This window comes from Clostridium sartagoforme, from assembly GCF_004794105.1.
Classification (GTDB): Bacteria; Bacillota; Clostridia; order Clostridiales; family Clostridiaceae; genus Clostridium; species Clostridium sartagoforme_B.
In genome coordinates, this window is record NZ_SRYR01000002.1 from 61,061 (window position 1) to 86,202 (window position 25,142).

General features: G+C 28.9%; 27 protein-coding genes. 23 read left to right on the top strand and 4 right to left on the bottom strand.

Translation table 11 applies throughout. The annotated features are described in order from the left end of the window. Positions 1 to 498: 498 nt before the first annotated feature. The 4 genes from minC to rodA all read left to right on the top strand — a co-directional run bounded on the left by minC (position 499) and on the right by rodA (position 3,838). Positions 499 to 1,149 carry a septum site-determining protein MinC gene (gene minC, locus E5347_RS07225; protein WP_136005954.1) on the top strand — a complete coding sequence of 217 codons (651 nt, stop codon included), beginning with the start codon at positions 499 to 501 and terminating at the stop codon, positions 1,147 to 1,149. Between the two features lie 218 nt (positions 1,150 to 1,367). After that, positions 1,368 to 2,162, top strand: a complete 795-nt coding sequence (gene minD, locus E5347_RS07230) for a septum site-determining protein MinD (RefSeq protein ID WP_136005956.1) — start codon at positions 1,368 to 1,370, stop codon at positions 2,160 to 2,162. Between the two features lie 17 nt (positions 2,163 to 2,179). Next, positions 2,180 to 2,443, top strand: a complete 264-nt coding sequence (gene minE / locus E5347_RS07235; protein ID WP_136005957.1) for a cell division topological specificity factor MinE — start codon at positions 2,180 to 2,182, stop codon at positions 2,441 to 2,443. A gap of 258 nt (positions 2,444 to 2,701) precedes the next feature. Beyond that, entirely contained in the window at positions 2,702 to 3,838 is a 1,137-nt protein-coding gene (gene rodA / locus E5347_RS07240) for a rod shape-determining protein RodA (RefSeq protein ID WP_136005959.1), read from the top strand. A gap of 240 nt (positions 3,839 to 4,078) precedes the next feature. Here rodA and E5347_RS07245 read toward each other — a convergent pair whose 3' ends face one another. The 3 genes from E5347_RS07245 to E5347_RS07255 form a co-directional block, all read right to left on the bottom strand. Continuing rightward, entirely contained in the window at positions 4,079 to 5,053 is a 975-nt protein-coding gene (locus E5347_RS07245) for an ROK family protein (protein WP_136005960.1), read from the bottom strand. Between the two features lie 181 nt (positions 5,054 to 5,234). Continuing rightward, positions 5,235 to 5,738, bottom strand: coding sequence for an HIT family protein (locus E5347_RS07250; protein ID WP_136005961.1), 504 nt, complete (start codon positions 5,736 to 5,738; stop codon positions 5,235 to 5,237). A gap of 1 nt (position 5,739) precedes the next feature. Then, positions 5,740 to 6,255, bottom strand: coding sequence for a hypothetical protein (locus E5347_RS07255; protein ID WP_136005963.1), 516 nt, complete (start codon positions 6,253 to 6,255; stop codon positions 5,740 to 5,742). A gap of 499 nt (positions 6,256 to 6,754) precedes the next feature. On the opposite strand from E5347_RS07255, the gene E5347_RS07260 reads away from it, so the two are divergent. The 14 genes from E5347_RS07260 (at position 6,755) to E5347_RS07325 (ending at position 19,152) form a co-directional block, all read left to right on the top strand. Beyond that, the gene (locus tag E5347_RS07260; RefSeq protein ID WP_136005964.1) at positions 6,755 to 7,192 is read left to right on the top strand and encodes a peptidase M23; all 438 of its coding nucleotides are present in this window, start codon (positions 6,755 to 6,757) and stop codon (positions 7,190 to 7,192) included. A 63-nt stretch (positions 7,193 to 7,255) separates the two neighbouring features. Continuing rightward, positions 7,256 to 8,149: a site-2 protease family protein gene (locus E5347_RS07265; RefSeq protein WP_136005966.1), complete on the top strand. Its 894-nt coding sequence runs from the start codon at positions 7,256 to 7,258 to the stop codon at positions 8,147 to 8,149. A gap of 184 nt (positions 8,150 to 8,333) precedes the next feature. Next, entirely contained in the window at positions 8,334 to 10,187 is a 1,854-nt protein-coding gene (locus E5347_RS07270) for a TIGR03960 family B12-binding radical SAM protein (protein WP_136005967.1), read from the top strand. Further along, a complete protein-coding gene (locus E5347_RS07275) occupies positions 10,171 to 10,872 on the top strand; it encodes a TIGR03936 family radical SAM-associated protein (RefSeq protein WP_136006393.1) in 702 nt (233 codons plus the stop codon). The genes E5347_RS07270 and E5347_RS07275 overlap by 17 nt, the downstream gene beginning before the upstream one ends. A 16-nt stretch (positions 10,873 to 10,888) precedes the next feature. Next, positions 10,889 to 12,337, top strand: coding sequence for a ribonuclease E/G (locus E5347_RS07280; RefSeq protein ID WP_136005969.1), 1,449 nt, complete (start codon positions 10,889 to 10,891; stop codon positions 12,335 to 12,337). 131 nt (positions 12,338 to 12,468) lie between these two features. Then, complete coding sequence (gene rplU / locus E5347_RS07285) at positions 12,469 to 12,780, top strand: 50S ribosomal protein L21 (RefSeq protein WP_136005970.1); 312 nt, start codon at positions 12,469 to 12,471, stop codon at positions 12,778 to 12,780. A gap of 5 nt (positions 12,781 to 12,785) precedes the next feature. Continuing rightward, positions 12,786 to 13,160 carry a ribosomal-processing cysteine protease Prp gene (locus E5347_RS07290; RefSeq protein WP_136005972.1) on the top strand — a complete coding sequence of 125 codons (375 nt, stop codon included), beginning with the start codon at positions 12,786 to 12,788 and terminating at the stop codon, positions 13,158 to 13,160. A 1-nt stretch (position 13,161) separates the two neighbouring features. Continuing rightward, a complete protein-coding gene (gene rpmA / locus E5347_RS07295; protein ID WP_136005974.1) occupies positions 13,162 to 13,461 on the top strand; it encodes a 50S ribosomal protein L27 in 300 nt (99 codons plus the stop codon). A gap of 375 nt (positions 13,462 to 13,836) precedes the next feature. Continuing rightward, positions 13,837 to 15,126, top strand: coding sequence for a GTPase ObgE (gene obgE / locus E5347_RS07300; protein WP_136005976.1), 1,290 nt, complete (start codon positions 13,837 to 13,839; stop codon positions 15,124 to 15,126). 18 nt (positions 15,127 to 15,144) lie between these two features. Then, on the top strand, positions 15,145 to 15,441 hold the full coding sequence (gene yhbY, locus E5347_RS07305; protein ID WP_136005978.1) for a ribosome assembly RNA-binding protein YhbY: 297 nt from the start codon (positions 15,145 to 15,147) through the stop codon (positions 15,439 to 15,441). Positions 15,442 to 15,447: 6 nt separating this feature from the next. After that, complete coding sequence (gene nadD, locus E5347_RS07310; protein ID WP_136005979.1) at positions 15,448 to 16,065, top strand: nicotinate-nucleotide adenylyltransferase; 618 nt, start codon at positions 15,448 to 15,450, stop codon at positions 16,063 to 16,065. A gap of 24 nt (positions 16,066 to 16,089) precedes the next feature. Next, complete coding sequence (gene yqeK, locus E5347_RS07315; protein ID WP_136005980.1) at positions 16,090 to 16,656, top strand: bis(5'-nucleosyl)-tetraphosphatase (symmetrical) YqeK; 567 nt, start codon at positions 16,090 to 16,092, stop codon at positions 16,654 to 16,656. A gap of 20 nt (positions 16,657 to 16,676) precedes the next feature. Further along, entirely contained in the window at positions 16,677 to 18,026 is a 1,350-nt protein-coding gene (locus E5347_RS07320; protein WP_136005982.1) for an LCP family protein, read from the top strand. A 223-nt stretch (positions 18,027 to 18,249) separates the two neighbouring features. Further along, a complete protein-coding gene (locus E5347_RS07325; protein ID WP_136005983.1) occupies positions 18,250 to 19,152 on the top strand; it encodes an RluA family pseudouridine synthase in 903 nt (300 codons plus the stop codon). Positions 19,153 to 19,384: 232 nt separating this feature from the next. On the opposite strand, the gene E5347_RS07330 is transcribed toward E5347_RS07325, so the two are convergent. Further along, the gene (locus tag E5347_RS07330; protein WP_136005985.1) at positions 19,385 to 20,671 is read right to left on the bottom strand and encodes a D-alanyl-D-alanine carboxypeptidase family protein; all 1,287 of its coding nucleotides are present in this window, start codon (positions 20,669 to 20,671) and stop codon (positions 19,385 to 19,387) included. Positions 20,672 to 20,824: 153 nt separating this feature from the next. Here E5347_RS07330 and E5347_RS07335 point away from each other — a divergent pair, with 153 nt between their 5' ends. From E5347_RS07335 to rlmD, 5 genes are all read left to right on the top strand, one after another. Then, positions 20,825 to 21,496: a helix-hairpin-helix domain-containing protein gene (locus E5347_RS07335; RefSeq protein WP_136005986.1), complete on the top strand. Its 672-nt coding sequence runs from the start codon at positions 20,825 to 20,827 to the stop codon at positions 21,494 to 21,496. An 87-nt stretch (positions 21,497 to 21,583) separates the two neighbouring features. Further along, complete coding sequence (locus E5347_RS07340) at positions 21,584 to 21,793, top strand: DUF350 domain-containing protein (protein WP_168354934.1); 210 nt, start codon at positions 21,584 to 21,586, stop codon at positions 21,791 to 21,793. 480 nt (positions 21,794 to 22,273) lie between these two features. After that, entirely contained in the window at positions 22,274 to 22,945 is a 672-nt protein-coding gene (locus E5347_RS07345; RefSeq protein ID WP_136005989.1) for a hypothetical protein, read from the top strand. Positions 22,946 to 23,174: 229 nt separating this feature from the next. Next, entirely contained in the window at positions 23,175 to 23,585 is a 411-nt protein-coding gene (locus E5347_RS07350) for an RDD family protein (protein ID WP_243109752.1), read from the top strand. A 16-nt stretch (positions 23,586 to 23,601) separates the two neighbouring features. After that, positions 23,602 to 24,957 carry a 23S rRNA (uracil(1939)-C(5))-methyltransferase RlmD gene (gene rlmD / locus E5347_RS07355; RefSeq protein WP_136005992.1) on the top strand — a complete coding sequence of 452 codons (1,356 nt, stop codon included), beginning with the start codon at positions 23,602 to 23,604 and terminating at the stop codon, positions 24,955 to 24,957. Positions 24,958 to 25,142 lie beyond the last annotated feature (185 nt).

Genomic DNA, 25,142 nt, shown 5'->3' on the forward strand with positions numbered 1-25,142 from the left:
CGAAATTATTGAATTAAGTTTTGAGACTCAGCTTTTGCTGAGTTTCTTTATTTTTCTTTAGAAAATTATATTTTTTAAATCTGTAAATAACTTTAATAATTAGGAGAAACACATAGTCTGCGAAGCAGATTTTATTATAATGAGTTTTAGAAAGAATTGAGGGCTGAAAAGTTTAAGAAAGATTTTAAGGCCTTTTTGGAGGATTATTGAGAAGTTATATTACTTAAAATTAATATTTATTGTATGCCTAATGATTTAGATAGAATTAATAAGTAATAAGTTTAAGAAAAATATAAAATCTTTTTAAGGAGAATATTAAAGGTTTATCTTTAATATTGGAAAATAATTGCAATAATGTTATGAAAAATCTTATGGAATTAGGTATATATGGGAGTTTGTTAAAAAATACTGTTGTTAATATATATAAATTAATTGTATAATTATAGATATGTGACAAAAATTTTAAAAAGTAAAGTTTAAGTTGGTGGAGGGTGGCCAATGAAAGTACATAGTATTCAAATTAGAGGTAATAGTGACGGAATAAACGCCTTTATAGATATGGATGGATTTAATAACTTTGATGATATGATGGAAGCATTAGTTAAAAAGTTATCTGTGGGTAAAGGTTTTTACAAGGGATCATCTATTAAAATAGAAACGAACTTAGATTTATTAAAAGAAGAAGAAGTAGCACAGTTAAAAGAAACTTTATTTAATAAGATTCAAATTAAAGAATGTGTTTTTGAACCTATAAAGAAAACTGGTGCTAAGGAAAAGAAAGAAAATAAAATTTTTAATGGGATATATGAAGGAAAAACTAAATTTATAAAGAAAACTATAAGAGGTGGACAACTTATAAGGTATTATGGGAATATAGTTATTGTAGGAGATATTAATCATGGTGCTGAAGTATATGCAGGTGGGAATATAGTGGTTCTAGGAACTATTAAAGGTCAAGTCCATGCTGGAATGGGAGGAAATAAAAAAGCTATAATTTCGGCTTTTAACCTTCAACCAGAAATATTACAAATTGCAGACATTGTAACTATAGCTCCAGAGGATGGCATTAAACCTTCTTATCCAGAGCTTGCTAAAATAAAAGATAACAATATAGTGGTAGAGCCTTATTTACCAAAGAAATATATATAAGTTTAATAATATTATACATTTTATGAAGTTAGACTTTATATCAATCATGTTTATATCAGATAAGTATTTTATCAACTTGTATAAAAAAATAAATAATATATATGATTTCAATTAGGTTATTTTACCTATCAGTTCTTTTTTATTATAATTTTATAGAAATAGGATGATGTGATTTATTTATTGAAACATATATAGATAAGTGTTGGAGGGATAATAAAATGGGAATTTCTATAGTAATTACATCAGGTAAAGGTGGAGTTGGAAAGACAACAACTACTGCAAACATCGGAACTGCATTAGCTGCTTTAAATAAAAAAGTAGTAGTAGTAGATGGAGATACTGGTCTTAGAAATTTAGATGTCTTAATGGGACTTGAAAATAGAATAGTTTATACATTATCAGATGTTATTGAAAACAGATGTAGATTAAAACAAGCATTAATAAAGGATAAAAGATATCAAAATCTTTGTCTATTACCAACAGCTCAAACTAAAGATAAAGATGATATAAGACCGCAAGATATGCTTAAAATAGTAAATCAGCTTAAAGAGGATTTTGACTACATACTTATTGATTGTCCTGCTGGAATTGAACAAGGATTTGAAAATTCAGTAGTAGGAGCAGACAAGGCTGTAGTTGTAGTAAACCCAGAAATTACTTCAGTTAGAGATGCTGATAGAGTTATTGGTAAGTTAGATGCTAAAGGTTTAGATGATCATTCAGTAATTATAAACAGATTAAACTATGAAATGACTCAAAGAGGAGATATGTTAGATATCTCTGACATTATAGAAACATTATCAATAGAGTTACTTGGAGTAGTTCCTGATGATAAGAATATCACAGTATCTACTAATAAGGGTGAGCCTATAGTATTAGATGAAAAGTCTGTATCTGGGCAAGCTTTTAGAAATATAGCTAGAAGATTAACTGGAGAAGAAGTGCCACTAATGGATTTAAAAACTGGTGGAGAAGGATTCTTCGCATCATTAAAAAAATTATTTAAACGTTAGTAAAGGGGGAGAGAGAGGTGGATTTTTTTAAGAAATTTTCCAATAAACAAACACCTAAAGATGTTGCTAAAGATAGATTAAAACTAATATTAATACATGATAGAGGGGATTTACCTCATGAAACCCTTGATAAAATAAGAGCAGAGATATTAGAGGTATTATCTAAATATATAGAAATAGATATTGATGATGTTGAATTAACAGTAAGCAAGAGTGAAAATGTAGACGGAAACAACCCTGCTCTTGTAGCTAATATTCCTATTAAAAATATCAAAAATTAATTAAGAATTAAGGGAGTAATTTGTTTTAAATTACAGAAATTAATAAGAGACTCAGCTTAGGCTGAGTTTTTCTTTAAGCAAAAGTAATATTAATTTTTTGTTTTTAATTAATTTATATATAAGTTAAAGAGAAAGCCTAGAATATGAATAATTAATAATTTCTTAAATTTTTGTTATTCATAGAAGATAATATGGAGAAACATAAGTTTTTTGGATATAATAAACCTAGGATCAAAAATGGAGGTGAGTGTTTAGGATATGTTTCCATTATCTAATTTTAAGATAGATTTAAAGCAGTTAAAAGAAATAGACAAGGTAATGCTACTTTCTATGATATCATTAATGATATTTGGAATAGTAAATATATACTATGCAAGTAACGTTGAATATGGGACCCTATTTTTAAAGAGACAAGCAATTTGGTTTGTAGTATGCTTAGTAGCATTATATTTTGTAGTAGCAATTGATTATACATTACTAAAATCTTATACGCCTCTTTTTTATTGGGGATCTATTGCATTATTAATAGTAACGATGTTTATTGGTACGGACATAAATGGTGCAAGAGGGTGGATAAGACTTGGTCCGTTATCCTTTCAACCAGCAGAATTAGCAAAAATAGCAACAATAATGATGCTAGGTAAAGTTTTAGAAGAAATGGACGGAACTATAAATGAACTTAAGAATTTCTTTAAGATGGCTTTTTATGCAATAGTTCCAGCTGTATTTATAGTAATTCAACCTGATATGGGTATGACTATGGTTTTATTCTTTATAGTTGTAGGAATATTCTTTATTGCAGGGCTAGATATTAAGATAATAGGTGGAGGATTGCTATCATTACTTGTAGCAGTTATAATAGTTTGGAATTCAGGTTTAATTCAAGATTATCAAAAGAAAAGAATAACATCTTTCTTAAATCCTGAATCTGATACTTCTCAAGCGGGATATCAGCTAAGACAATCACTTATAAGTATAGGGAATGGTGGAATATTAGGAATACAAGGAAACTCAGTAACTAAGGAAACCTCAGTGGGATATGCACCACAATATGTTCCTGAAGTTCAAACAGACTTTATATTTGCAAGTATTGCAGAGCAATTTGGATTTGTAGGAGCTGCAATCTTACTGTTACTATATGGATTATTAATTTCTAAAATGATTGCAATAGGAAGAACATCAAAAGATACTTTTGGATCAATAATATGCATAGGATTAGCGTCTTATTTCCTATTTGCATTGTTACAAAATATAGGTATGACTATAGGACTTATGCCTATAACAGGAATAACTCTTCCACTTCTAAGCTATGGAGGAAGTTCATTATTAACTACAGTTATGTCTATAGGTTTAGTTATGAACGTTGGAATGAGAAGAAAGAAAATCTATTTCTAGAGAAATAAATAATTAGAAATTAAGTAATGAAAGAATTAAAGAAAGATTTTTTCCATTGGTATAAAAAAGTGATTTCAAGTAATGGAGCAGATTTAGATTAGAAATAATAACTCCTAAGAAAATAAATCGCTTTTATAAATAGAATTTTAGAACAATATAAAATAGAAACTCGGTTTAGATTGAGTTTCTATTTTTTCTCATTATTAAATAAAATAATAAATTATGTTATTACCGTGAAATTTATTTTTCTTTTCTCCTGTGGTTGCTTGCATAAATTGCAGCACCTAGCATTCCGGATGAATCCCCTAGGGATGCTATTACAATCTCACAAGTATCATTTGAAATTTGTAATGCATGAGTATCTACAATTTTTCTTGCGCTTTTTAACAATCTCTCACCAGCTGCAGCCATTCCTCCGCCAATAATAATGCATTCTGGATTATATAAATTTATAACATTAGCCAGCCCATAACCTAAAAGTTCTCCCGTTTCATAAAAAGTATCTATAGCTACCTTGTCGCCTTTATCAAAAGCGTCAGATACCATTTTGGCAGTAATTTTATCATAATCACCTTGTACCCAGTCATGAATTACACTAGTATTTCCATTTTGTAATTTCTCTTTTAATGTTCTTAACATACCAATGGCAGACACATATCTACCTAAACATCCATAACTTCCACAACGACAAGGTCGCCCTGAACGATACATATTCATATGCCCGATTTCTCCTACACTTCCAGTAGTACCGTATAATACATGTCCATCTATTATAACACCTGACCCTAATCCAGTGCCTAAAGTTATAAGAACAACGTTGCTTTTGCCTTTTCCTTCCCCATAATACCATTCTCCATATAAATTCATCCGTACATCATTATCAATAAATGTAGGAATTTTCAATTTGGTTTCAAACCATTGTGATACATGGACATTTTCCCACTTTGAAAAATTGGGAGAAAATTTTGATATTCCTGTTTTAGTATCCAATAATCCAGGAACCCCAATTCCCATACATAGTATTTCGCTTGCATAAATTCTAGAGCTTTTTAATAATTCTTCAATACTATTTAACATTCTTGATAAAACAACATCAGAACCTTTATCAGCATGTGTTTGCACTCTGTGTTCTGATATTTTTTCAAAATTAGTATTAAATATAGCAGATTTTATGTTTGTACCACCTAAATCTATACCAATATAATAATTATTCATATGGATTATCTCCTTTAGATTCCTATTTATAACTAGCATATAATAAACAACTAACTTATATTCACTTACATTTGAGCGTTACTAATATACTTATTACACCATATTTGTTTTTTTGCGTATTTTCATATATCGCATTAGTGAGTATGAAATTATATGAATGCATGTCGATATTTTTATTGAACTACAATAGCTTCTTCATTTTTGCTCTATATATGTCAACTTCTTTATGATAGTCCATTAAAAAGCCATCGTCCTTAACAAAGTTTTTAAAGCCAATTGATTCTCCCTTTAAGCGTGGGAATAATGAAAAGTGCAAGTGATTTCTTTTGCCATCACACAATGTAGACATATATACTTTTTCTGCACCTATGATTTCTTTATGCAACTTTATTATTGCATTTGATACTTTCAATATGTGAGTACCTAATTCAAGGGGCATTTCAGAAATATCCTCATAATGAGCTTTTGAAACTATCGTTGTTTGTCCAGTAGACCTTGGGAACCTTTCAAATTGACATCTAACTTTATCATCTTCATAAATAATTAAACCTTCACTTGGAAATATCTCGTCTGTTTCGAAGTTATAACACCCAAAACATATTCCTTGTTCTTGCAATTCTTTTATTCTTCTAGCCCTTTGTTTTAATTGTGCTTTTTCACTTTCAGATAATACTTTGATATACAAATTAATCCCTCCATAATTTTATATAATGCAATTTACCCATTTCTTCTAGGAAGTCTTCAATAGCATGAATTATTTCTTTTTTACTTATAGTAGATCCAGTTCCATAATAGGGACGAAGTCTTTGAATTAATATATCAGTTGAACGAGTTATAGTGTTTAAATCTTCAATAGTTTCTTTATTTAGATTATTATATTTCAACTCTTTCATTAGATTATCTGATAAATAATAAAAACTATTACTATATATTCCACTTCCTGTAAGGAATATATAAGCACTGTCTAATACAGTCTCTAGTGCATATATATTACTAATTAAATCATTTGAATCATGAATAAAAGATTTTTCTGATCTAGACTGTTCTGTAAGGAAATAAATAGAATTATTCGTATTGACTGCTATAGATAGAATTTTATCAGAGTAGTTGTTTAATCGTTCATTGCTAAATTCTATATATTTATAAATAGGAACTGATAAAATTACTATTAGTACTGTGCATATGCTTATTATTTTTTTCATGGATATTATCCCTTCTATATGTTTAAATTTATTAAAAACTGATTTATATTTTTCATATAAGTTTTTACTAACAAAGTATTAAGTGTTTATATGAACTAATTATAGCAATTTTTACAATAATATACTATTTAGTTTTCTAAGAACGATTTACTATTTATTTTAAATTCTCCATATTTTAATACAAAGTATTAGATATATATTATATATAAGGTGATTTATAGCTTGTGGCGGAGGATAGTGAAATTTAAAAACTAGAAAAAATATTAAATATCTAATATAGAAATTCAGCTCGTCTGAATTTTTTCCTTTAGTAGGCGAAGTTACCTAGGAATTATTTATCACATGGGGATTATATATATTATGTGAAGGGTGACTTGGAGCTTGCGACGGAACCTGAGCATAATATATATAATCCCCATGAGGTATAATTCAATCCCAATTCTGCATAGATTTAATAGAGAAAAATATTATAGATTATTGATAGTAGGGAGAGAGGTGTATGGTAAATCATTATAGTGAAGCTTATAGTGATTATTACAAAAGGATAAGAGGGAAGGTCAAAGAAAAGGATAATAAAAAAGAGAAGCTATTTTCTAGTAGAAATGATATATACCCTAATACTTCTAATGTGCGTAATTATAGTTATAGAGCGGGGACTTATGGTATGAAACAAGAGAAGAAGAAGTTTAAATATATAGATATATTTATAGCTAGGCTTATAATTACATTTTTATTATCTTTGGGAGTATTTACTTTAAAGGTATTACCTAATGAAGAAGCAAAAGCCATATATAGTACTATAAAGACTGAGGTTAATAGAACTTATGATTATAGTAAGATTTTAGATAAGGCTGAAGCTATAGGTATTAATTATAAGTGGGTATTTAATATATTTGAAGATAAATACCAGGATTTGAAAAGTGATTTAAAGTTATAAAAGAAATATTTAAGAAATAGAAGGTGATTATATAGTGGTGTAGCAATTAATAGGGAGATATAAATGAAAAAAGACGTAAAAAAAATATTAGCAGAAATAGTATTAATATTATTAATAAGCAGTTATAACAGTATGTTTGGGCTTGCTTTTGTATGGGTGCTTTTGCATGAATTAACACATATTTTTATAGCTCATATATATGGATGTAAATTTTATAATATAAATTTTCATATTTTTGGATTAAATGCAGAGCTGGGAGATATTAATTCCCTTAAGGAAAGGGAGAAGGTTATAGTGTATTTTTCAGGTGCGCTATTTAATATTGTATCTGCAATAATTCTTTATTTTTTAAATATTAGATTTAATAATAATTTTATTGAGACAAGTATTAATTTAAACATAGGGTTAGCTGTATTTAACCTATTACCTGCTTATCCATTAGATGGATCTAGGATATTAGAGATACTTTTAACTAAAAAGATTTTATTTAAAAAAGCTCAAAAAATAATAAGTATAATCAGTTATATAGTATCAGGATTATTTATTAGTATAGGAATTTTAAGTTATATATTTCTACATAGTTTAAACTTCAGTATTTTCATTGGTGCTGGAATTATAATATATATTACTAGAATGGAAGCTCATACTTCAATGTATATAACTATGGGTAACATAGTTAAAAAAAGAAATAAAATTTTAAAAAATAAATATATAGAAAATAAGACAATATCAGTTTATTACAAGCAAGGTCTTGTTAATGTATTAGCTTTAGTAGATAGGAATAAGTTTAATACTTTTTATATTTTAGATGATGATATGAAACTTATTTATATATTAAATGAAGATGAATTAATTGATGCATTGAAAAACTACGGTAATATGACTTTAGAGGAATATGTAAAACAAAATCCTAATGTTACTAAAAGTGGGTTGAATAACAGTGGATATAAATCTTAGTAATAGATTTACCTTTAGATTTATATATGCTAGAATAGTAAAGATAAAGATATAGGTGCTGTCGCACAAGGTAAAATGAATAATGAAGAATGTAAAATTAAATAAATAGTTCTACATTCTCCATTTTTGATTTTGAGCTGTTGGTGACAGCGCCTATTTAAATTCCGTTATAGGAGGAAGATGTATGAAAAAATTAACTGACCATATTTTATATAAGGTTGAAAAGCCATCAAGATATGTTGGTGGAGAGTTAAATCAAGTAGTAAAAAATCCAAAGGAAGTTGACATAAGATTTGCTTTTTGTTTCCCAGATGTTTATGAAGTTGGAATGTCTCATTTAGGAACAAGAATACTTTATCATACTATAAATGAAAGAAAAGATACATATTGTGAAAGGGTGTTTGCACCTTGGCCAGATATGGAAGCTCAGCTTAGAGAAAATGAAATTCCATTAATGACCTTAGAAACAAAGGACCCTCTTACAGAGTTTGATATATTAGGATTTACACTTCAATATGAAATGAGTTATACAAATATATTAAACATGCTCGATATGGCTGGTATAACATACAGAGCCTCAGAAAGAGGAGAAGATGAACCAATAATAATGGCTGGTGGTCCTTGTGCATATAATCCAGAGCCATTATATGATATAGTTGATTTCTTTGAAATTGGTGAAGGTGAAGAAATCATGAATGATGTCCTAGATGTTTATAAAAAATATCAAGGACAAGGAAAGAAAAAAGAATTTTTAAGAGAAATAGCCAAGATTGAAGGCGTTTATGTACCTTCTTTATATGATGTAAGTTACAACGAAGATGGAACTATAAAGGAATTTAAGCCAAAGTATGATGATGTTCCTGCAAAGGTTAAAAAGAGAATTATAAATAACTTTGATAAGGTAGATTTTCCTTTAGATATGATAGTACCTTATTCTGAAATAGTTCATGATAGAGTAGTTTTAGAAACATCAAGAGGATGTACTAATGGATGTAGATTCTGTCAAGCTGGTATGATTTATAGACCAGTAAGAGAAAAGACTACTAATACATTACTAGATCAAGCAAGAAAAATGATAGATACAACAGGATATCAAGAGGTTTCTTTAGCATCGCTTAGTATATGTGACTACTCAGATATTCAAAACCTTGTTAGTAGTTTAATATTAGAACATGGTGGCAAGAATGTAGGTGTAGCTCTACCATCAATAAGAGTTGATGCCTTTTCAGTAGATTTAATAAAGGAAATCCAAAAGGTAAGAAAAACTGGATTAACTTTTGCTCCTGAAGCTGGATCTCAAAGAATGAGAGATATTATAAATAAGGGATTAACTGAAGAGAGAATACTAGAAGCTACTAAAAGTGCTTTTGAGTCAGGTTGGAGTACTATTAAGTTATACTTTATCCTAGGTCTTCCTTATGAAGAAATAGAAGATGCTGCTGGAATTGGTGAGCTTGCAGAAAAGATGGCTGCTGTTTACTATGGAATTCCAAAGGAAAAGAGAGCTAAGGGATTAAAGATTACTGTAAGTACATCAATACTTGTACCAAAGCCATTTACTCCATTCCAATGGGCACCTATGGCTAGACCAGAAGAAGTATGGAATAAGATAGATGCAGTTAAGGGTGCTATTAAAACTAGAGCAATTAACTATAACTATCATGAGCAAAAAACTTCATTTATGGAAGCTGTATTTGCTAGAGGAGATAGAAGAACTTGTGAGCTATTAATAAAAGCATTTGAAAAGGGTGCAAGATTTGATGGTTGGTCAGAGTACTTCAATTATGAGCTATGGATGGAAGCTATGAAGGAATGTAATATAGATGAAGATTTCTATGTATATAGAGATAGAAGTTATGATGAAATACTTCCATGGGACTTTATAGATATTGGAGTTAATAGAAAATATCTAGAAGTTGAAAATGAAAAAGCTAAGAAAGCAGAACTTACACAAAACTGTAGAAAAGGATGCACAGGTTGTGGAATAAATGTTAACTTTAAAGAAGGGAAGTGTTTTGAAGGTGCGTTACGTAATTAAATTTACTAAAGAATCTAGTATTAAATTTATTTCTCACTTAGATTTAATGAGAACAATACAAAGAGTAATAAGAAGAGCAAATCTTCCAATGGAATATTCAAAGGGATTTAATCCTCATATGGCATTATCAATAGCGCAACCCCTATCTGTTGGAGTTTATTCTTCAGCTGAATATATGGATATAGTCTTAGTAGAAGAATTAGCTGAAGAAGAAATTATAAATAGATTAAATGAAAAAACTGCATCTGGAATTAAATTTTTAGAAGCTAGAAAAGTAGTTAACAAGGAAGGGGAAAAGAAACTTCCTCAAAGTATGGCATTAATTGATGCAGCAAGATTTACAATAAAAATGCTATGTAATGATTCAAGTATTGTAGAAGCAAAAATGAAAGAGTTATATGCTAAGGATGCTTGGACTACTATTAAGAAAAGTAAAAAAGGTGAAAAAGAAGTTAATCTAAAAACTATGATTAAGGAAATGAAATATTGGGTAAATGATGATGAGTTAGTACTTAATATTTTAATTTCATCAGGAAGTAGGGAGCATTTATCCCCAGATTTAGTTGCAGAATATATTAAAAATAACATTCCTGAAATAGCTTTAGATGCATTTATAGATATAAAGAGAGAAGAAATGTATGTATTAAGTGATAATAAATACATACCAATATATAAATTTATTTAGGGAAGTGTATTATTTTATGAGGGAAATTTTCATTGAAAGAGATGAAAGGTTATTAAGAATTGCTATAAAGGATAATAACACTCTTATGGAATCTTTTGTTGAAGAAAATTCTGATGAGCCCAAAATAGGAGAAATCTATAAAGGTAGAGTTAAAAATATAGTTCCGGCTATAAACTCTATCTTCATAGATATTGGTTTAGAAAAAGAAGCCTATATGTACTTTAGTAAAGAGCTAAAGGAAGAGGGAATAAAAAAGGGACAAGAATTTTTAGTAGAAATAATTAAAGAACCAATAAATAATAAGGGTGCTAAAGTTAGTAAAAACATTAGTGTACCAGGAAGATTTATGGTAATAACTAAGGGCGGTTATGGTATTAATTATTCTAAAAGAATCAGTAATGAGGAAGAAAAATTAAAGATTTCAGATATTATTAGTCCTGTTGATGGATATGGTATAACTATTAGAACTGAAGCAGTAAATGCAAGTGAAGAGGTGCTTTTAGAGGAAAAGATAAGATTATTAAGAGTTATTTATGAAATGGAACAAAAGCTGAAGTATAGCTTAAACCTAGGTAAAATATATGGTGATAATATGATTTTAAATAGGGTTATTAGTGAAAACTTAGGCAATAAATGCAAGATAATAATCAATAATGAAGAAGATACTAAAGCTGTTAAGGAAGCACTTGCTGAAAGCAAAGATATAATAATAGAAGAATATAAGGGAGCGACAAGCTTATTTGATGCCTATGGAATCGAAAAAGAAATACTAAAGCTTAGGCATAAAAAAGTAGCTTTAAATTGTGGTGGAAATATTGTAATAGATAAAACTGAAGCTATGTATGTAATAGATGTAAACTCATCAAAGAATATTAAAGGTAGAAGTTTTGATAAAACTATATTAGAAACAAATGTGGAAGCTGCAAAGGAAATAGGTAGACAAATTAGGCTAAGAAACTTAGGTGGAATAATAGTTATTGATTTTATAGATATGAGAGATTTTTCACAAAAAGCTATAGTTATGGATGCTTTAAAGGATGCTTTAAAGGAAGATAAGGGCAATGTTAAGGTCTTCCCATTTACTGAGCTAGACTTAGTGCAGATTGCTAGAAAAAGAAGAGGAAAATCTATATATGAATATTTAGAAGAGGGCTGTAAGAGATGTAATATGGAAGGCTTTGTTTTAAAACTATCATATATAGAAAAACTTATAAAAAATGAAGTAATAAAGGCTGAAAAAGAAAATTCTATTAAATCATTTTATATTGAACTTGATAAGAATTATGAAGAAATGGTAAGAGGTGATATTTTCTCATTTGTTGCCAATATTAATTCCTTAAAAAATGAAATATATCTAAATTTTGTAGATGGAATTGAAGGTTATAAAATAGAGCCATTAATATTTAATAGCCAAAAGGAAAATGTTAAAAATTATAAGATAAATGCTTATGAAAAATATGAATAATTTCCTTTACAATCTACATAATAGTATGATACAATAGCAGATGTTAAACCGCACATAAGAGGTTTTTATTTAAACAATGCCTAGAGTTTTGTACCTCGGTTGGCGAGACCGTAATAAGAGGAGGTGTTTTGATGTACGCAGTATTATCTACAGGAGGAAAACAATACAGAGTTCAAGAAGGAGACGTAATATTCGTTGAAAAACTTAACGCTGAAGTTGACTCAACAGTTGAATTAACAGAAGTATTAGCAGTTTCAAATGGCGATGCTTTAAAAGTTGGTACACCAGTTGTAGAAGGTGCTAAGGTTGTAGCTAAGGTTTTATCTCAAGGTAAAGCTAAGAAGATCACAGTTTTCAAGTATAAGCCAAAGAAGGACTACAGAAAGAAGACTGGTCACAGACAACCATACACTAAGTTAGTAATCGAAAAAATCGAAGCTTAATTATTATGATTGAGATTAAGATTTTAAAAAAAGAGAATTTAAGACTTGGTTTTAAGATAGAAGGTCATGCTTTATCTAAGGCTGAATTAGAGAAAAGTGGAGATGCTTATGATTTGATTTGCAATTCCGTTTCTGTATTATCTCAAGGTACTTTAATAGGTATTGAAGAGGTATTAAAGCTTAAGGTTAAGTATAAGATAAATGATGGTTTCTTACATATCAATTTATCAAATCTTAAAGATCAAGATTTAGAGAAATGTCAGGTATTACTATTAACTTTTGAAAAAAGTATAGAAAGCTTGATGCAATCTCTAAAGCTAAGTTTTGGAAGTAAAACAGATAGTGAATATATAAGATTATTAGAAGAGGAGGTGCAATAGTATGATGATAATGAACCTTCAATTATTTGCTCACAAAAAAGGAGCAGGTAGCACAAAGAACGGTAGAGATTCTGAATCTAAAAGATTAGGAGTTAAAGCTGCTGACGGGGAGTTCGTTTTAGCTGGTAACATTTTAGTTAGACAAAGAGGAACTAAGATTCATCCTGGAACTAATGTTGGAAAGGGTGGAGATGACACTCTTTTTGCTAAGGAAGACGGAGTTGTTAGATTTGAAAGAATGGGTAGAGATAAGAAAAAAGTTAGCATTTACCCAGTAAATCTTGAAGAAATAGCAGAATAATAGTATTTTCATAAAGCACCCTAATTTAGGGTGCTTTATTTTATGAAAATAATATTTATGTTTAATATGTAAATGGGCAATTGACAATGCATAAACCTTGCCCATTATACATTGTCAATTGCTCATTTAAAACTATGATTTCAATTTAGATAATTTACTGAAGAGGGCTAGAGCACAATGAAAAATTAAGAATGAATAATGAATAATGAAAAGTTTAAGAATTACTTCAATAATTCTTCGTTTTTACTTCTTAATTTGATTTGATAATGCAACAGACTAATAATGTATATTACTAATTGAAACATATATAATAGACTTAAGAGGGTTGAAAGACCGAAAATAAGGTTAGAATAATTATGAAAGATAGGTGATTTTATGTTTATAGATAAGTCAAAAATATTTGTTAAATCTGGTGATGGTGGAAATGGATGTGTTTCCTTTAGAAGAGAAAAATATGTACCTCTAGGAGGACCAGATGGTGGAGATGGCGGAAAAGGTGGAAGTGTAATTTTCGAAGTAGATCCAGGTCTTACTACACTTTTAGACTTTAAATATAAAAAGAAATTTGTAGCTGAAGCTGGTGGAAAAGGTGAAGGTTCTAAGTGTTATGGAAAAGACGGAGATGATTTACATATTAAAGTTCCAATGGGAACTATAGTTAGAGATTTTGAAAGCAATAAGATTATTGCGGATCTTTCTCATAAAGATGATGTTTTCGTTATTGCAACTGGTGGAAAAGGTGGAAAAGGAAATTGTAAGTTCTGTACACCTACTAGGCAAGCACCTAACTTTGCAGAGCCTGGTATGCCAGGAGAAGAAAGATGGCTTACATTAGAGCTTAAGTTACTTGCAGACGTAGGTCTTGTAGGATTCCCTAATGTAGGAAAGTCAACTTTTTTATCTACAGTAACTGCAGCTAAACCAAAGATTGCAAACTATCACTTTACAACTTTAAAGCCAAACTTAGGAGTTGTTAAAGCTGAAGGAATGAATGCATTTGTTATGGCTGATATTCCAGGTATTATTGAAGGAGCAGCTGAAGGTGTTGGACTTGGATTAGAGTTCTTAAGACATATAGAAAGAACTAGATTATTAATACACGTTGTAGATATTTCAGGAATTGAAGGAAGAGATCCATTTGATGACTTCGTAAAGATAAATGAAGAACTTAAGAAATATTCAGTTAAGCTATGGGATAGACCACAAATAGTAGTTGCTAATAAGGCAGATATGCTTTACGATGAAGAAGTTTATGAAGATTTCAAGAAGAAAGTAAATGAATTAGGCTTTAACATGGTATATAAGATGTCAGCTGCAACAAAGCTTGGTGTAGAAGAAATTATTAAGGAAGCTGGTAGAATGCTTACTGAAATTCCAATTAAGGATTTAGAAATAAGCGATGAAGAAAGATTTATACCAGAAGAAAAGAGATTTACTTACGAAATCAATGTTGAGGACGGAGAAGATGATAATAAGGTTTATGTAATTGAAGGTTCCTTTGTTGATAGATTACTTAATGCTGTAAATATTCATGATGCGCATTCATTAAAATACTTCCATAAAGTTTTAAGAAACAAGGGTATATTTGATGAACTTAGAGAAATGGGCATCGAAGATGGAGATATAGTTAGACTTAATGATTTTGAATTTGAGTATATTTTATAATTTTTAGGAGGAAGTAAGATGATAACAGGAAAACAAAGAGCATATTTAAGAAGCCTTGCAAATAATATGGACCCAATATTTCAAATAGGTAAAAACGGTGTAGAAGAAGAAGCCTTTTTAAAACAATTAGAAGAAGCATTAGAAGCTAGAGAATTAATTAAGGTTAAGGTTCTAGAAAACAGTGGATTAATGGCTAGAGAAGCTTCTAATTCTATCTGTGAAAAGATAGGTTGTGAAGGAATTCAAGCTATAGGAAGTAAAATAGTTTTATACAAGAAATCCTCAAAAAAGCCTAAGATAGAATTACCAAGGTAGATTAAAATGAAGATTGGAATAATAGGAGGTACCTTTAATCCTATTCACTTAGCTCATCTATATATAGCTTATGAAGCTAAGTGCCAATTAAATTTAGATAAGATAATATTTATACCAACAGGAAGCCCACCCCATAAAAAGGATATGGAGATATTAGAGGCTTCCTTAAGGTATAATATGGTATATGAAGCTATAAAAAATTATGAGGATTTTGAAATAAGTGATTATGAAATTGAAAAAAAAGGCTTAAGTTATACTTTTGAAACCTTAGAACATTTCAAGAACGATGATAATGAATTATATTTTATTACAGGAGCTGATTGTCTTATGGATATTGAAAAATGGAAGTATCCTGAGAAGATATTTAAGCTTTGTAATTTTGTAGTTTTCAATAGAGCAGGTTACAGTAAGAAAAATTTAAGAATTCAAAAAGAGAAAATCCAGCAAAAGTTTAACACAAATATTACTTTTTTAGATATAATAGATTTAGAAATTTCCTCATCTATTATTAGAAATAGAATTAAAGAAGGCAAAAGAATTGACTTTTTTATGCCTAGGGAAGTTTTAGAGTATATTATTACAAATAATTTATATAATTATTGTAATAAGGTAATGAAAAATTAAAAAGTAATATTTAAGGAGAGAACTATGCTTAGTATTGAAGAAATGAAAATCTACCTTAAAGATAACTTAATTGAAAATAGGTATATCCATACTCTTGGTGTAGCAGATACTGCTATTAGACTTGCAAGAGCATATGGGGTAGATGAAAAAAAAGCAGAAATTGCTGCACTTTCTCATGATATAGCCAAAAATAGGACTATATATGAACTACAAGATATAATAAAGAAAAATAATATAAATTTAACTTATGATGAAGAAGCAAATCAAGAGTTATGGCACAGTATAGTATCGCCAATTGTAGCTAAAGAAATATTTGAGATAGAAGATGAAGAAATATTAAGTGCAATGAGATGGCATACTACAGGGAAAGAAAATATGAGTAAGCTAGATAAGATAATTTATATAGCTGATATGATTGAACCAAACAGAAACTTTCCTGGTGTAGACTTACTAAGACGAGAGGCCTTTAAAGACCTAGATAATGGAGTTCTTCAAGGCTTAACTCACACTATTAAGTACTTATTAAATAAAGGAATTCCTATTGATATAAATAGTATAAAAGCAAGAAATTACTTATTACTAAAGGAATAAAATCAGAAAGGAATAAGAGGATGGGTAGTAGTAGGGAAGTTAATGACAGCAGGGGGAGAAGAAGACTTACTAGGGAAGAACAGATAAAAAGAAGAAGAGCAATAGAAGCTAGAAAAAAGAAAAGAAGAAGAAAAAGAATTGTAGTTTCAATTATTGCGATATTTATAGCTTTAATTTTCGGTGGATTATTTTATGCATATAGTTTTATATCAGGACTTAAAACTAATAATTTGGGAACTGGAATACCACCAGCATCTAAAAATGATTCTATTAATGTATTAGTTTTAGGAATGGATATAGGAGATGCTGATATTGAAGGTAATAAGAGCATTAGAAGAAGCGATACTATAATGGTTTTAAATTATAATCCTAATACAAAAAAAGCCCATATAGTATCTATACCTAGAGATACTTTAATTGAAGTAGATGCTTATTTAGATACTGGGGAGTATAGAAGGTATTGGAAGATAAATACTGCCTATGTATTAGGTGGAGAAGAAGAAATTACAATGCATGTAGAGTCACTTCTAGATATTGATATAAATTATATAGTTGAAGTTGACTATGACGCATTTAGAAGCATAATAGATTCTATTGGTGGAGTTGAAATGACTATTGAGCAAGATATGTTTTACGACGATGATGCTCAAAACCTTCATATTAACTTTAAAGCAGGAGAAACAGTTCTTCTAGATGGAGAGAAAGCTGAAGAGTTCATTAGATGGAGAAAAAATAATGATGGAAGCGGATTAGCTGATGCAGATTTAGCTAGAATTAAGAATCAGCAATTATTTATAAGTAAATTATTAGATAAGGTAATGAGCCCATCTATAGTATTTAAAGCTCCAAAGATATTAAATGCTATAAGTGAAAATGTTGAAACTAATATGCCGGCTAAGGAATTAGTTTCACTTGGAATGAAGATAATGAGACTGAAATCTAGTGATATAATAATGACAACTCTTCAAGGAGAACCTCAATATATATATGGGGAATCATTTTTAGTTGCTGATAAAGAGTATAATATGGACTTAATAAATTCATTAAGCTCAGATGATCCATCAAGTGCTAGTAATATAACTACTATAAAGAGAGAAGATCTTAAAGTTATAGTTTTAAATGGAACTAATATATCTGGATTAGCTTCAACTGCAAGAGATAAGCTATTAGCAAGAGGATATGAAAATGTTGAAGTAGGAAATACTACTGAGGCTGTAAATAAGAGTGTTATTCAAACTAACAATAAAGACTTAAAGGATTTATTAAAGAAAGATATAGATATAGAAAAAATTGAGAAGATAAGTGGATCTGAATATAAGGATTACGATATAGTAATACTATTAGGTGAAGATTACAATTTATTTAATTAAAGGTTAAGGTGAAGGTTAAGCTTAGTTAATTTTAATGCATTAAGATTAACTAAGCTTATTTCACCTTTTCTAATAAAAGGATTAAAAGTGCTGTCGCACAATTGTAAGTTAATAAGTATTTAATAGAAAAAGTATAAAAACAAAGTAATTTGGAACAAATTACATCTGTAATTGTTAATTATTAATTGCTAACTGTTAATTGTCAAAAAAAGGTGGAGTACATATGAGTCATATTAAAAAGATAGTTCCAAAGGAATATGAAGGCAGAAAGATAAGAGAATATTTAAAAGAAGATCTTGGATTATCGTCTAGATTAATAAGAAGTGCATCTATAGATAAAAGAATTTATGTTAATAATAAGGCAGTTAAAATGAATTACATATTAAAGGGAGAAGAAAATATTTTAATAGACTTAATGAAGGAAGAAAGTCAAAATATTGATCCTGAAAATATTCCTATAGATATAGTTTATGAAGATGAGGATATTATAGTTGTAAATAAAAGTCCTAATATGGTAGTTCATCCAACAAAAAGGCATCAAAGTGGAACCTTAGCTAATGCATTAATGTATTATTTTAAGGAAAGTAATCAAAAATGCATAGTTAGACTTGTAAGTAGATTAGATATGGATACTTCGGGACTTATAATAATAGGTAAAAATCAATATGCTCATATGGAACTTTCTAAAGATATGAGTGAAAATAAAATTGAAAAAAGATATCTGGCAGTAGTTCATGGACATATGAAGGATACTGAAGGAACAATAGATTTACCTATATATAGACCAGAAGAAGAAGGTACTATTAGAAGGGTAATAGATGAAAGAGGGCAAAGAAGTATTACTCACTATAAGGTAGTTGAAAGATTTAAAGATTCAGATTTAGTTGAATGCTTACTGGAAACTGGTAGAACTCATCAAATTAGAGTTCACTTAAGTTCTCAAGGACATCCAATTTGGGGTGATACCTTATATGGCCTTGAAGAAGATTCAGAAATCATAAAAAGGCAAGCTCTTCATGCCTATGGATTAGATTTTAAATCACCTAGAACTAAGAAGGAATTAAGCTTAAGAGCTGATTTACCAGAAGACATAAGAGTTCTAATTGAAACAATTAGGATGGAATAATGAAAGAATTAAGTAATGAAGTAATGAAACAATGAAAAAATTAAGAAATGAAAAATGAAGAATTTATTAATGAAAAATTAAAAATAAAGAATTAAGAATTGAGGATAAAACTCCCATAGGAGTTTTTGAAAAAAATATATTTTGCTAATTCCGGAGGAATTACATCCTAAATTGTTAACTATTAATTGTCAATTGTTAATTGAAAAAAGGGTTGCTTGGCAACCCTTTTTATTTATCTGCTGAATAGTTTGTCTTTTTTTCTTTTAATATTTTTTCTTCTTCTAGATATAATAAACATTCTAATAATTATGTATATTATTACTACCCCTAATATAGCCAGCATAATGCTCATAGGACTTTCAAGAAAGTCATGAAAACTATCCTTAATCCTATCTGCAGTAGTATACTCTCTATCTACAGCACTTATTAAATCCATGCTTGATACAGTTTCACCATTTACGTTAACTTTGGCTTTATATATAATATCACCAGTCTTAATATTTTTTCTACTTATATCAGTTTTCTCATAATCTAAAGATAAATTAGGTTCATCTTCGCTTTTAGCTTTTGTATAATAAAAATCACTTTTAGCAATTAGTGGTATATATACATCATCGTTAATTTTATATGTATATAGGGTATCTCCAGAACTTATTAGCTTTAATGTTTCAAAGTTATCAAATCCGTAATTAAATAATGGGCCTACATTAGTATAGAAGTTATCTTTATCAGTAGCAGCTAAAAATGCACCTATAAGCATATCATCACCCTTTGTTGCAGCAGCAGTGTAAGAGTGGTTAGCTTCTGGAGTGTATCCATTTTTACCACAATAAGCTTTATCATAAAAATAAGGACTATACTCATTAAATAGTTGATTTCTATTAGTTGCCCACTTTTCACTACCATCAGAAAATGGTTGATTTACATATTTATAAGATTCTGTTTGAGCTATTCTTACAAAATCTTCATTATGAGCAGCCTCTTTCATTATAAGAGCCAAATCATAAGCTGTAGTTAAATGACCATCCTCATGTAATCCACTTGGATTTTTAAATGTAGTATTTAAAGCACCTAATTCTTTTGCTTTTGCATTCATTAATTTAGCAAAGTCTTTATTTGACCCTGCAACGTATTCAGCTAGGGCCTCAGCACAGTCATTTCCTGATTCAAGTAATAAACCTAGCATAAGTTCCTCTACTGTATAGACTTCCCCTTCCCTAATACCAATAGCAGATCCATCTACAAGTGGTGGGTTTTCTCCTATTGTTACCTTATCTTTTAAATTAGTATGTTCAAGGACTATTAGCGCTGTCATTACCTTAGTTGTAGATGCAGGCTCAAACTGAGTATGCTCATTTTTAGAAAATAATACCTTACCAGTTTTTCCATCCATTAATATTGCACCTTCAGAATAAACTGGAGGTAAATCAGTCGCTTTAGCTTCTATAGTATTTATAGTAGAAAATATACTACTAAATAAAAAAGTGGATAGAAGCAAATTCTTAATAAACTTTTTCATACAAATTTCTCCCACATTAAACTTTTTATAGACAAAGTTATTTTAACAGAAATATCAGAATGATTCTATATTTTAGAAATATTTAATTAAAAAATAATTAAAAAGTTAAAAATTAGGTAATAATTATAAAAAAGTGTTATTTTGGAGGTTCCTATGTTAGAGCAAATAAAAGAGGAGTTAAAAAAGATATTAAATGCTAGAATTATAGCTATATTTGTCTTAGGTGTAGTGTTTTTATCATCTTCATTATTTTTATATTATAAAAATAAGTCTAAGGTATTTAAGGATGAGTATATGAATAATATATATGTTGAATCTGAAAGTGAAAATGAAGCTGTAAACAGTAGTGTTAATGCTTCTAGCTCAAATGTGGACACAGAAAATCAGAAGAAAAGCTTAATTGTAGTTGAAATAAAAGGAGAAGTAAAAGATCCAGATGTATATGAAATTGAAGATGGAAGTATAATAAGAGATTTGATTAACTTAGCTGGAGGTTTAACTGGTGAAGCCAACACAGATGGTATAAATAGAGCAGAAAAGCTTAGGGGGAATCAGCTTATAGTTATACCTAATAAAAGTGATATGGCCTCAGGAAGTGTAATAAATCAAAATGCTAGTACTACAAATGGTAGTGGAGTAATAAATATTAATACAGCTCCATTAGAAGAACTGAAGAAAATTACAGGGGTAGGAGATGTTAAAGCTCAAAGTATAATAGATTATAGAGATAAGAACGGTGGTTTTAAGAGTATAGAAGAATTAAAGAATATAGATGGAATTGGAAGTAAAACCTTTGAGAAGATAAAAGATCAAGTAGGAATATAATAAAGTTACAAATAATTTATATTACAAATATACTGTTTATGGTAAAATTAAATAAAGTATAACATGTAGGGGGAATGGGTTTTGGAAATGTTTTTAAATACACTTTTAAACTTAGGGTTAAGTTTGCTATTTGGTGCCTTTGGAATCTTGATATTAGTAGTTGGCTATAAAGTTTTTGATGCAATAATACCTGCTGATTTTAATAAAGAGCTTGAAAAAGGCAATATGGCAGTTGCTGTATTCTTAGCAGGTGCTTTGATAGGTATTGCTATAATAGTAGCACAAGTAGTAAAGTAGAGAACAGTTGACAATTAGTCATTAATAATTGACAGTTGCTGAAGTGGATTATAAGTTTGACTGAATATTAACTATCAGATTGAATATTATAAATAATAGCACTGAAGGAATTCTTTAAAAGTTACAAAAAAATAAGATTTTTTGAGTTACTAAAGATTAATTGGTTTGTAGTAAAAGTTACTTATGGAGCTTTTCTCAGGGCTCCTGAGTAACTATGAGAATTTAATAGGTACGAATTATCAGCACCTAAGGAACTTGAACTATTGTAACTATAAGAATTTAATATTTTAATAAATAGCTCTTTTAGGGCTTTTTTTATTGCTTTTAAATTAAATATTAGATATATGTTATAGATGTCTCTAATATGACAGTTAAGTGTCAAAGAGGTGGCAAAGACTTTAAAAGTAATAGTGTTAGTGTTATAATAAGGTGACTTTAGGAAAGAATAATAGTAAATTTTAAAATCATAGGAGGATTTTTATGATAAAAAAGATATTTTTAGCAATAATGAGTACGTCAATGGTTTTTTTATTAGCATCATGTAGTCCTTCCACAGATGGAAATAAGGAAGATACAAAAGTTGAAAAGTCCTCAGTACAAGAAGAAAAACCATTTATTGGAGAAGGTGAATGGGCTAAAGACTATTCACTAGATGAAGTTAATGCATTAAATGATGAAATAGCTACTAGGATAGAAGAAGCTTCTAATTTTTATGGGATAGAGTACAATAAAGAAGAAAAAATTAAAGATGAGAATAATGAAAGTGTTAATGAAAAGTATATTTACTTTGATAATTTAAATCCAGAGCCAAACAGAATGGAAAGTATGTATTATGGATATAAGCTTTATGGTTCTAATATGGCAAAGGGAAGTTTGGGTTTAAAGATTGGATTCAAACTAGATTTAGATCAAATAAAGAATGAAGAGAAGTTTGATTTTAAGGAAACTTCAATGTCAGCCTTCTCAGAAGCTATGACTAATAATACAGAGAGAGACTATACTGAATTAAATAATTCGATTATAGATATAGTTAAAAATGGTAAGCAAGATCAAACTATAGAAACTAATTTAAATGGATTAGTAGAAACAATAACAATTAAAGATGACTTTTTATTATATAAGGTAGAATCAAAAGTTTATCAGTTTAAATAATATATATGTTTCAATAAATAATCTACATATTGAGTATTTACTTTTTTTTAGTGAAAAACAGTTTTTAAAGTAAATTACATTAATTGAAAGCTTATATATCTTTTAATTTTTATATAAGTTATTTGTGTAATTTCCTAACTAAAATATTTTGAGTATAAAATATAACTGAATAAAATGTAAAAACTTTATTACAACTTATATGATTTAATTAATTAGGAGGATGAGGATTTTGGAAAATAATAATGAAGAAGTAAAGAAGGAACAAGAATTAAAGGAAGATATAATTGATACTAAGGAAACTATAGAAGAAATATTAGAGGAAGATGTTATATCTTCAAGTGAGGAAATATTAGTGGGAGACTCTTCATTATTAGAAGAAGGTACTGAAAAAAATGATAGTAAGATAATGAAATTTATAAAGAGGGTATTAGCTTCAGCAATAGATCAAATTATTGTAATAGCTATAGCACTTTTATTATTAGTAATATTTGATTTTGTTTTAAGAGCAGTAGGTTTTTACGTTGCACAAAGACAACCAATATTCTTTATAATATATGTGTTAGTAAATATAGTTTACGAAGCAATTTGTTCTTCAACTAAACTTAAGAAAACTATAGGTAAGAAAACAATTTTAAAATAATTTTTTAGGAGTAAAGATGAGAAAAGGAAGTACTGTACAAGTTAAAATAGATAAAACAGAATTCCCATCAATGGGAGTAGGTAGCTTAGGAAATAAGAAAATATATGTAAAAGGTGCGTTTCCAGGTCAAGTTGTTACTGGTAGAGTAAAGAAAAAAAGAGAAGCTTATGCTGAACTAAAATTAGTGTCTGTAGATGAAAGAGCAGATTATGAGATAGAAGCTCCATGTAAGCATTTTGGTATATGTGGAGGTTGTACTTCTCAAAACCTAACTTATGAAAAACAATTAGATTTATTAAGTGAAGAATTTAAAAATCTATTTATTGATGCAAACCTACCTATTGATAATTATAAAGGTATAATTGGAAGTAAGGAACAATGGGAATACAGAAATAAAATGGAGTTTACCTTTGGAGATTTTGAAAAAGGTGGAGAACTTACATTAGGTATGCATATGAAGGGGAAATCCTTTGGTATAGTAACAGTAGATGGATGTTTAATAGTAGATGAAGATTTTAGAACTCTAATTAAAGCTACTGTAGATTATTTTAGAGATAAGAATCTACCTTATTACAGAGTTATGAAAAGAGAAGGTTACTTAAGACACTTAGTAATAAGAAAAGCTATCAATACTGGAGAGTTAATGGTTAACTTAGTAACTACAACTCAAATTGATTTTGACTTATCAGAATATGTTGAAGTACTAAAAGCTCAAAATTATAAAGGAAGTTTAGTATCTATATTACATACTGAAAATAACTCTTTTTCAGATGCAGTAGTCCCTGAAAAAGTAAATTTATTATACGGAAAAGATTATATAATTGAAGATCTTTTAGGACTTAAATTTAAAATATCTCCTTTTTCATTCTTCCAAACTAATACTAAAGGAGCAGAAAGCCTGTATAGTATAGTTAGAGATTATATAGGTGAATCAAAGGATAAGGTAGTATTTGACCTTTATTGTGGAACAGGGACTATAGGTCAAATTACAGCTGCTAATGCTAAAAAGGTAGTTGGAATAGAACTTATAGAAGAAGCTGTTGAAGCAGCAAAAGAAAATGCTAAACTTAACAACTTAAATAACTGTAAATTCCTAGCTGGGGATGTAGCTGAAATAATAAAAACAGTTAAGGATAAACCAGATGTAATTATCCTAGATCCACCAAGAAGTGGAGTACATCCAAAGGCATTAGAATATGTAATTAAATTTAATGCAAAGGAAATAATCTACGTATCATGTAATCCGAAGACTCTAGTAGATAACTTAAAAGTATTATTAGAATCAGGATATGAGGTAGTAGAAAGCTGCGTTAAGGATATGTTCCCTAACACTCCACATCTTGAAGGTGTAGTAAAACTAATAAAAAAATAAATTATAAAGATAAATAGAAGAGTTAAGTAAGAAAATTACTTAGCTCTTTTTTGACTTCTAATTCTTAATCCTGAAATGAATGCAATTATAATAGTGAAAGTCTACCGGTATATATGTTAAAGATTGACTAAAGAATAGGTGTCTGATACAATTACTTACAAATATTTCATAATAAGCATTAAGTA

Bases quoted from the DNA above. Each gene is read 5' to 3' on its own strand.
- minC (WP_136005954.1), top strand. From the start codon at position 499: ATGAAAGTACATAGTATTCAAATTAGAGGTAATAGTGACGGAATAAAC.
- minD (WP_136005956.1), top strand. From the start codon at position 1,368: ATGGGAATTTCTATAGTAATTACATCAGGTAAAGGTGGAGTTGGAAAG.
- rodA (WP_136005959.1), top strand. From the start codon at position 2,702: ATGTTTCCATTATCTAATTTTAAGATAGATTTAAAGCAGTTAAAAGAA.
- E5347_RS07245 (WP_136005960.1), bottom strand. From the start codon at position 5,053: ATGAATAATTATTATATTGGTATAGATTTAGGTGGTACAAACATAAAA.
- E5347_RS07255 (WP_136005963.1), bottom strand. From the start codon at position 6,255: ATGAAAAAAATAATAAGCATATGCACAGTACTAATAGTAATTTTATCA.
- E5347_RS07260 (WP_136005964.1), top strand. From the start codon at position 6,755: ATGGTAAATCATTATAGTGAAGCTTATAGTGATTATTACAAAAGGATA.
- E5347_RS07265 (WP_136005966.1), top strand. From the start codon at position 7,256: ATGAAAAAAGACGTAAAAAAAATATTAGCAGAAATAGTATTAATATTA.
- E5347_RS07270 (WP_136005967.1), top strand. From the start codon at position 8,334: ATGAAAAAATTAACTGACCATATTTTATATAAGGTTGAAAAGCCATCA.
- E5347_RS07280 (WP_136005969.1), top strand. From the start codon at position 10,889: ATGAGGGAAATTTTCATTGAAAGAGATGAAAGGTTATTAAGAATTGCT.
- rplU (WP_136005970.1), top strand. From the start codon at position 12,469: ATGTACGCAGTATTATCTACAGGAGGAAAACAATACAGAGTTCAAGAA.
- E5347_RS07290 (WP_136005972.1), top strand. From the start codon at position 12,786: ATGATTGAGATTAAGATTTTAAAAAAAGAGAATTTAAGACTTGGTTTT.
- rpmA (WP_136005974.1), top strand. From the start codon at position 13,162: ATGATGATAATGAACCTTCAATTATTTGCTCACAAAAAAGGAGCAGGT.
- obgE (WP_136005976.1), top strand. From the start codon at position 13,837: ATGTTTATAGATAAGTCAAAAATATTTGTTAAATCTGGTGATGGTGGA.
- yhbY (WP_136005978.1), top strand. From the start codon at position 15,145: ATGATAACAGGAAAACAAAGAGCATATTTAAGAAGCCTTGCAAATAAT.
- nadD (WP_136005979.1), top strand. From the start codon at position 15,448: ATGAAGATTGGAATAATAGGAGGTACCTTTAATCCTATTCACTTAGCT.
- yqeK (WP_136005980.1), top strand. From the start codon at position 16,090: ATGCTTAGTATTGAAGAAATGAAAATCTACCTTAAAGATAACTTAATT.
- E5347_RS07320 (WP_136005982.1), top strand. From the start codon at position 16,677: ATGGGTAGTAGTAGGGAAGTTAATGACAGCAGGGGGAGAAGAAGACTT.
- E5347_RS07325 (WP_136005983.1), top strand. From the start codon at position 18,250: ATGAGTCATATTAAAAAGATAGTTCCAAAGGAATATGAAGGCAGAAAG.
- E5347_RS07330 (WP_136005985.1), bottom strand. From the start codon at position 20,671: ATGAAAAAGTTTATTAAGAATTTGCTTCTATCCACTTTTTTATTTAGT.
- E5347_RS07335 (WP_136005986.1), top strand. From the start codon at position 20,825: ATGTTAGAGCAAATAAAAGAGGAGTTAAAAAAGATATTAAATGCTAGA.
- E5347_RS07340 (WP_168354934.1), top strand. From the start codon at position 21,584: ATGTTTTTAAATACACTTTTAAACTTAGGGTTAAGTTTGCTATTTGGT.
- E5347_RS07345 (WP_136005989.1), top strand. From the start codon at position 22,274: ATGATAAAAAAGATATTTTTAGCAATAATGAGTACGTCAATGGTTTTT.
- rlmD (WP_136005992.1), top strand. From the start codon at position 23,602: ATGAGAAAAGGAAGTACTGTACAAGTTAAAATAGATAAAACAGAATTC.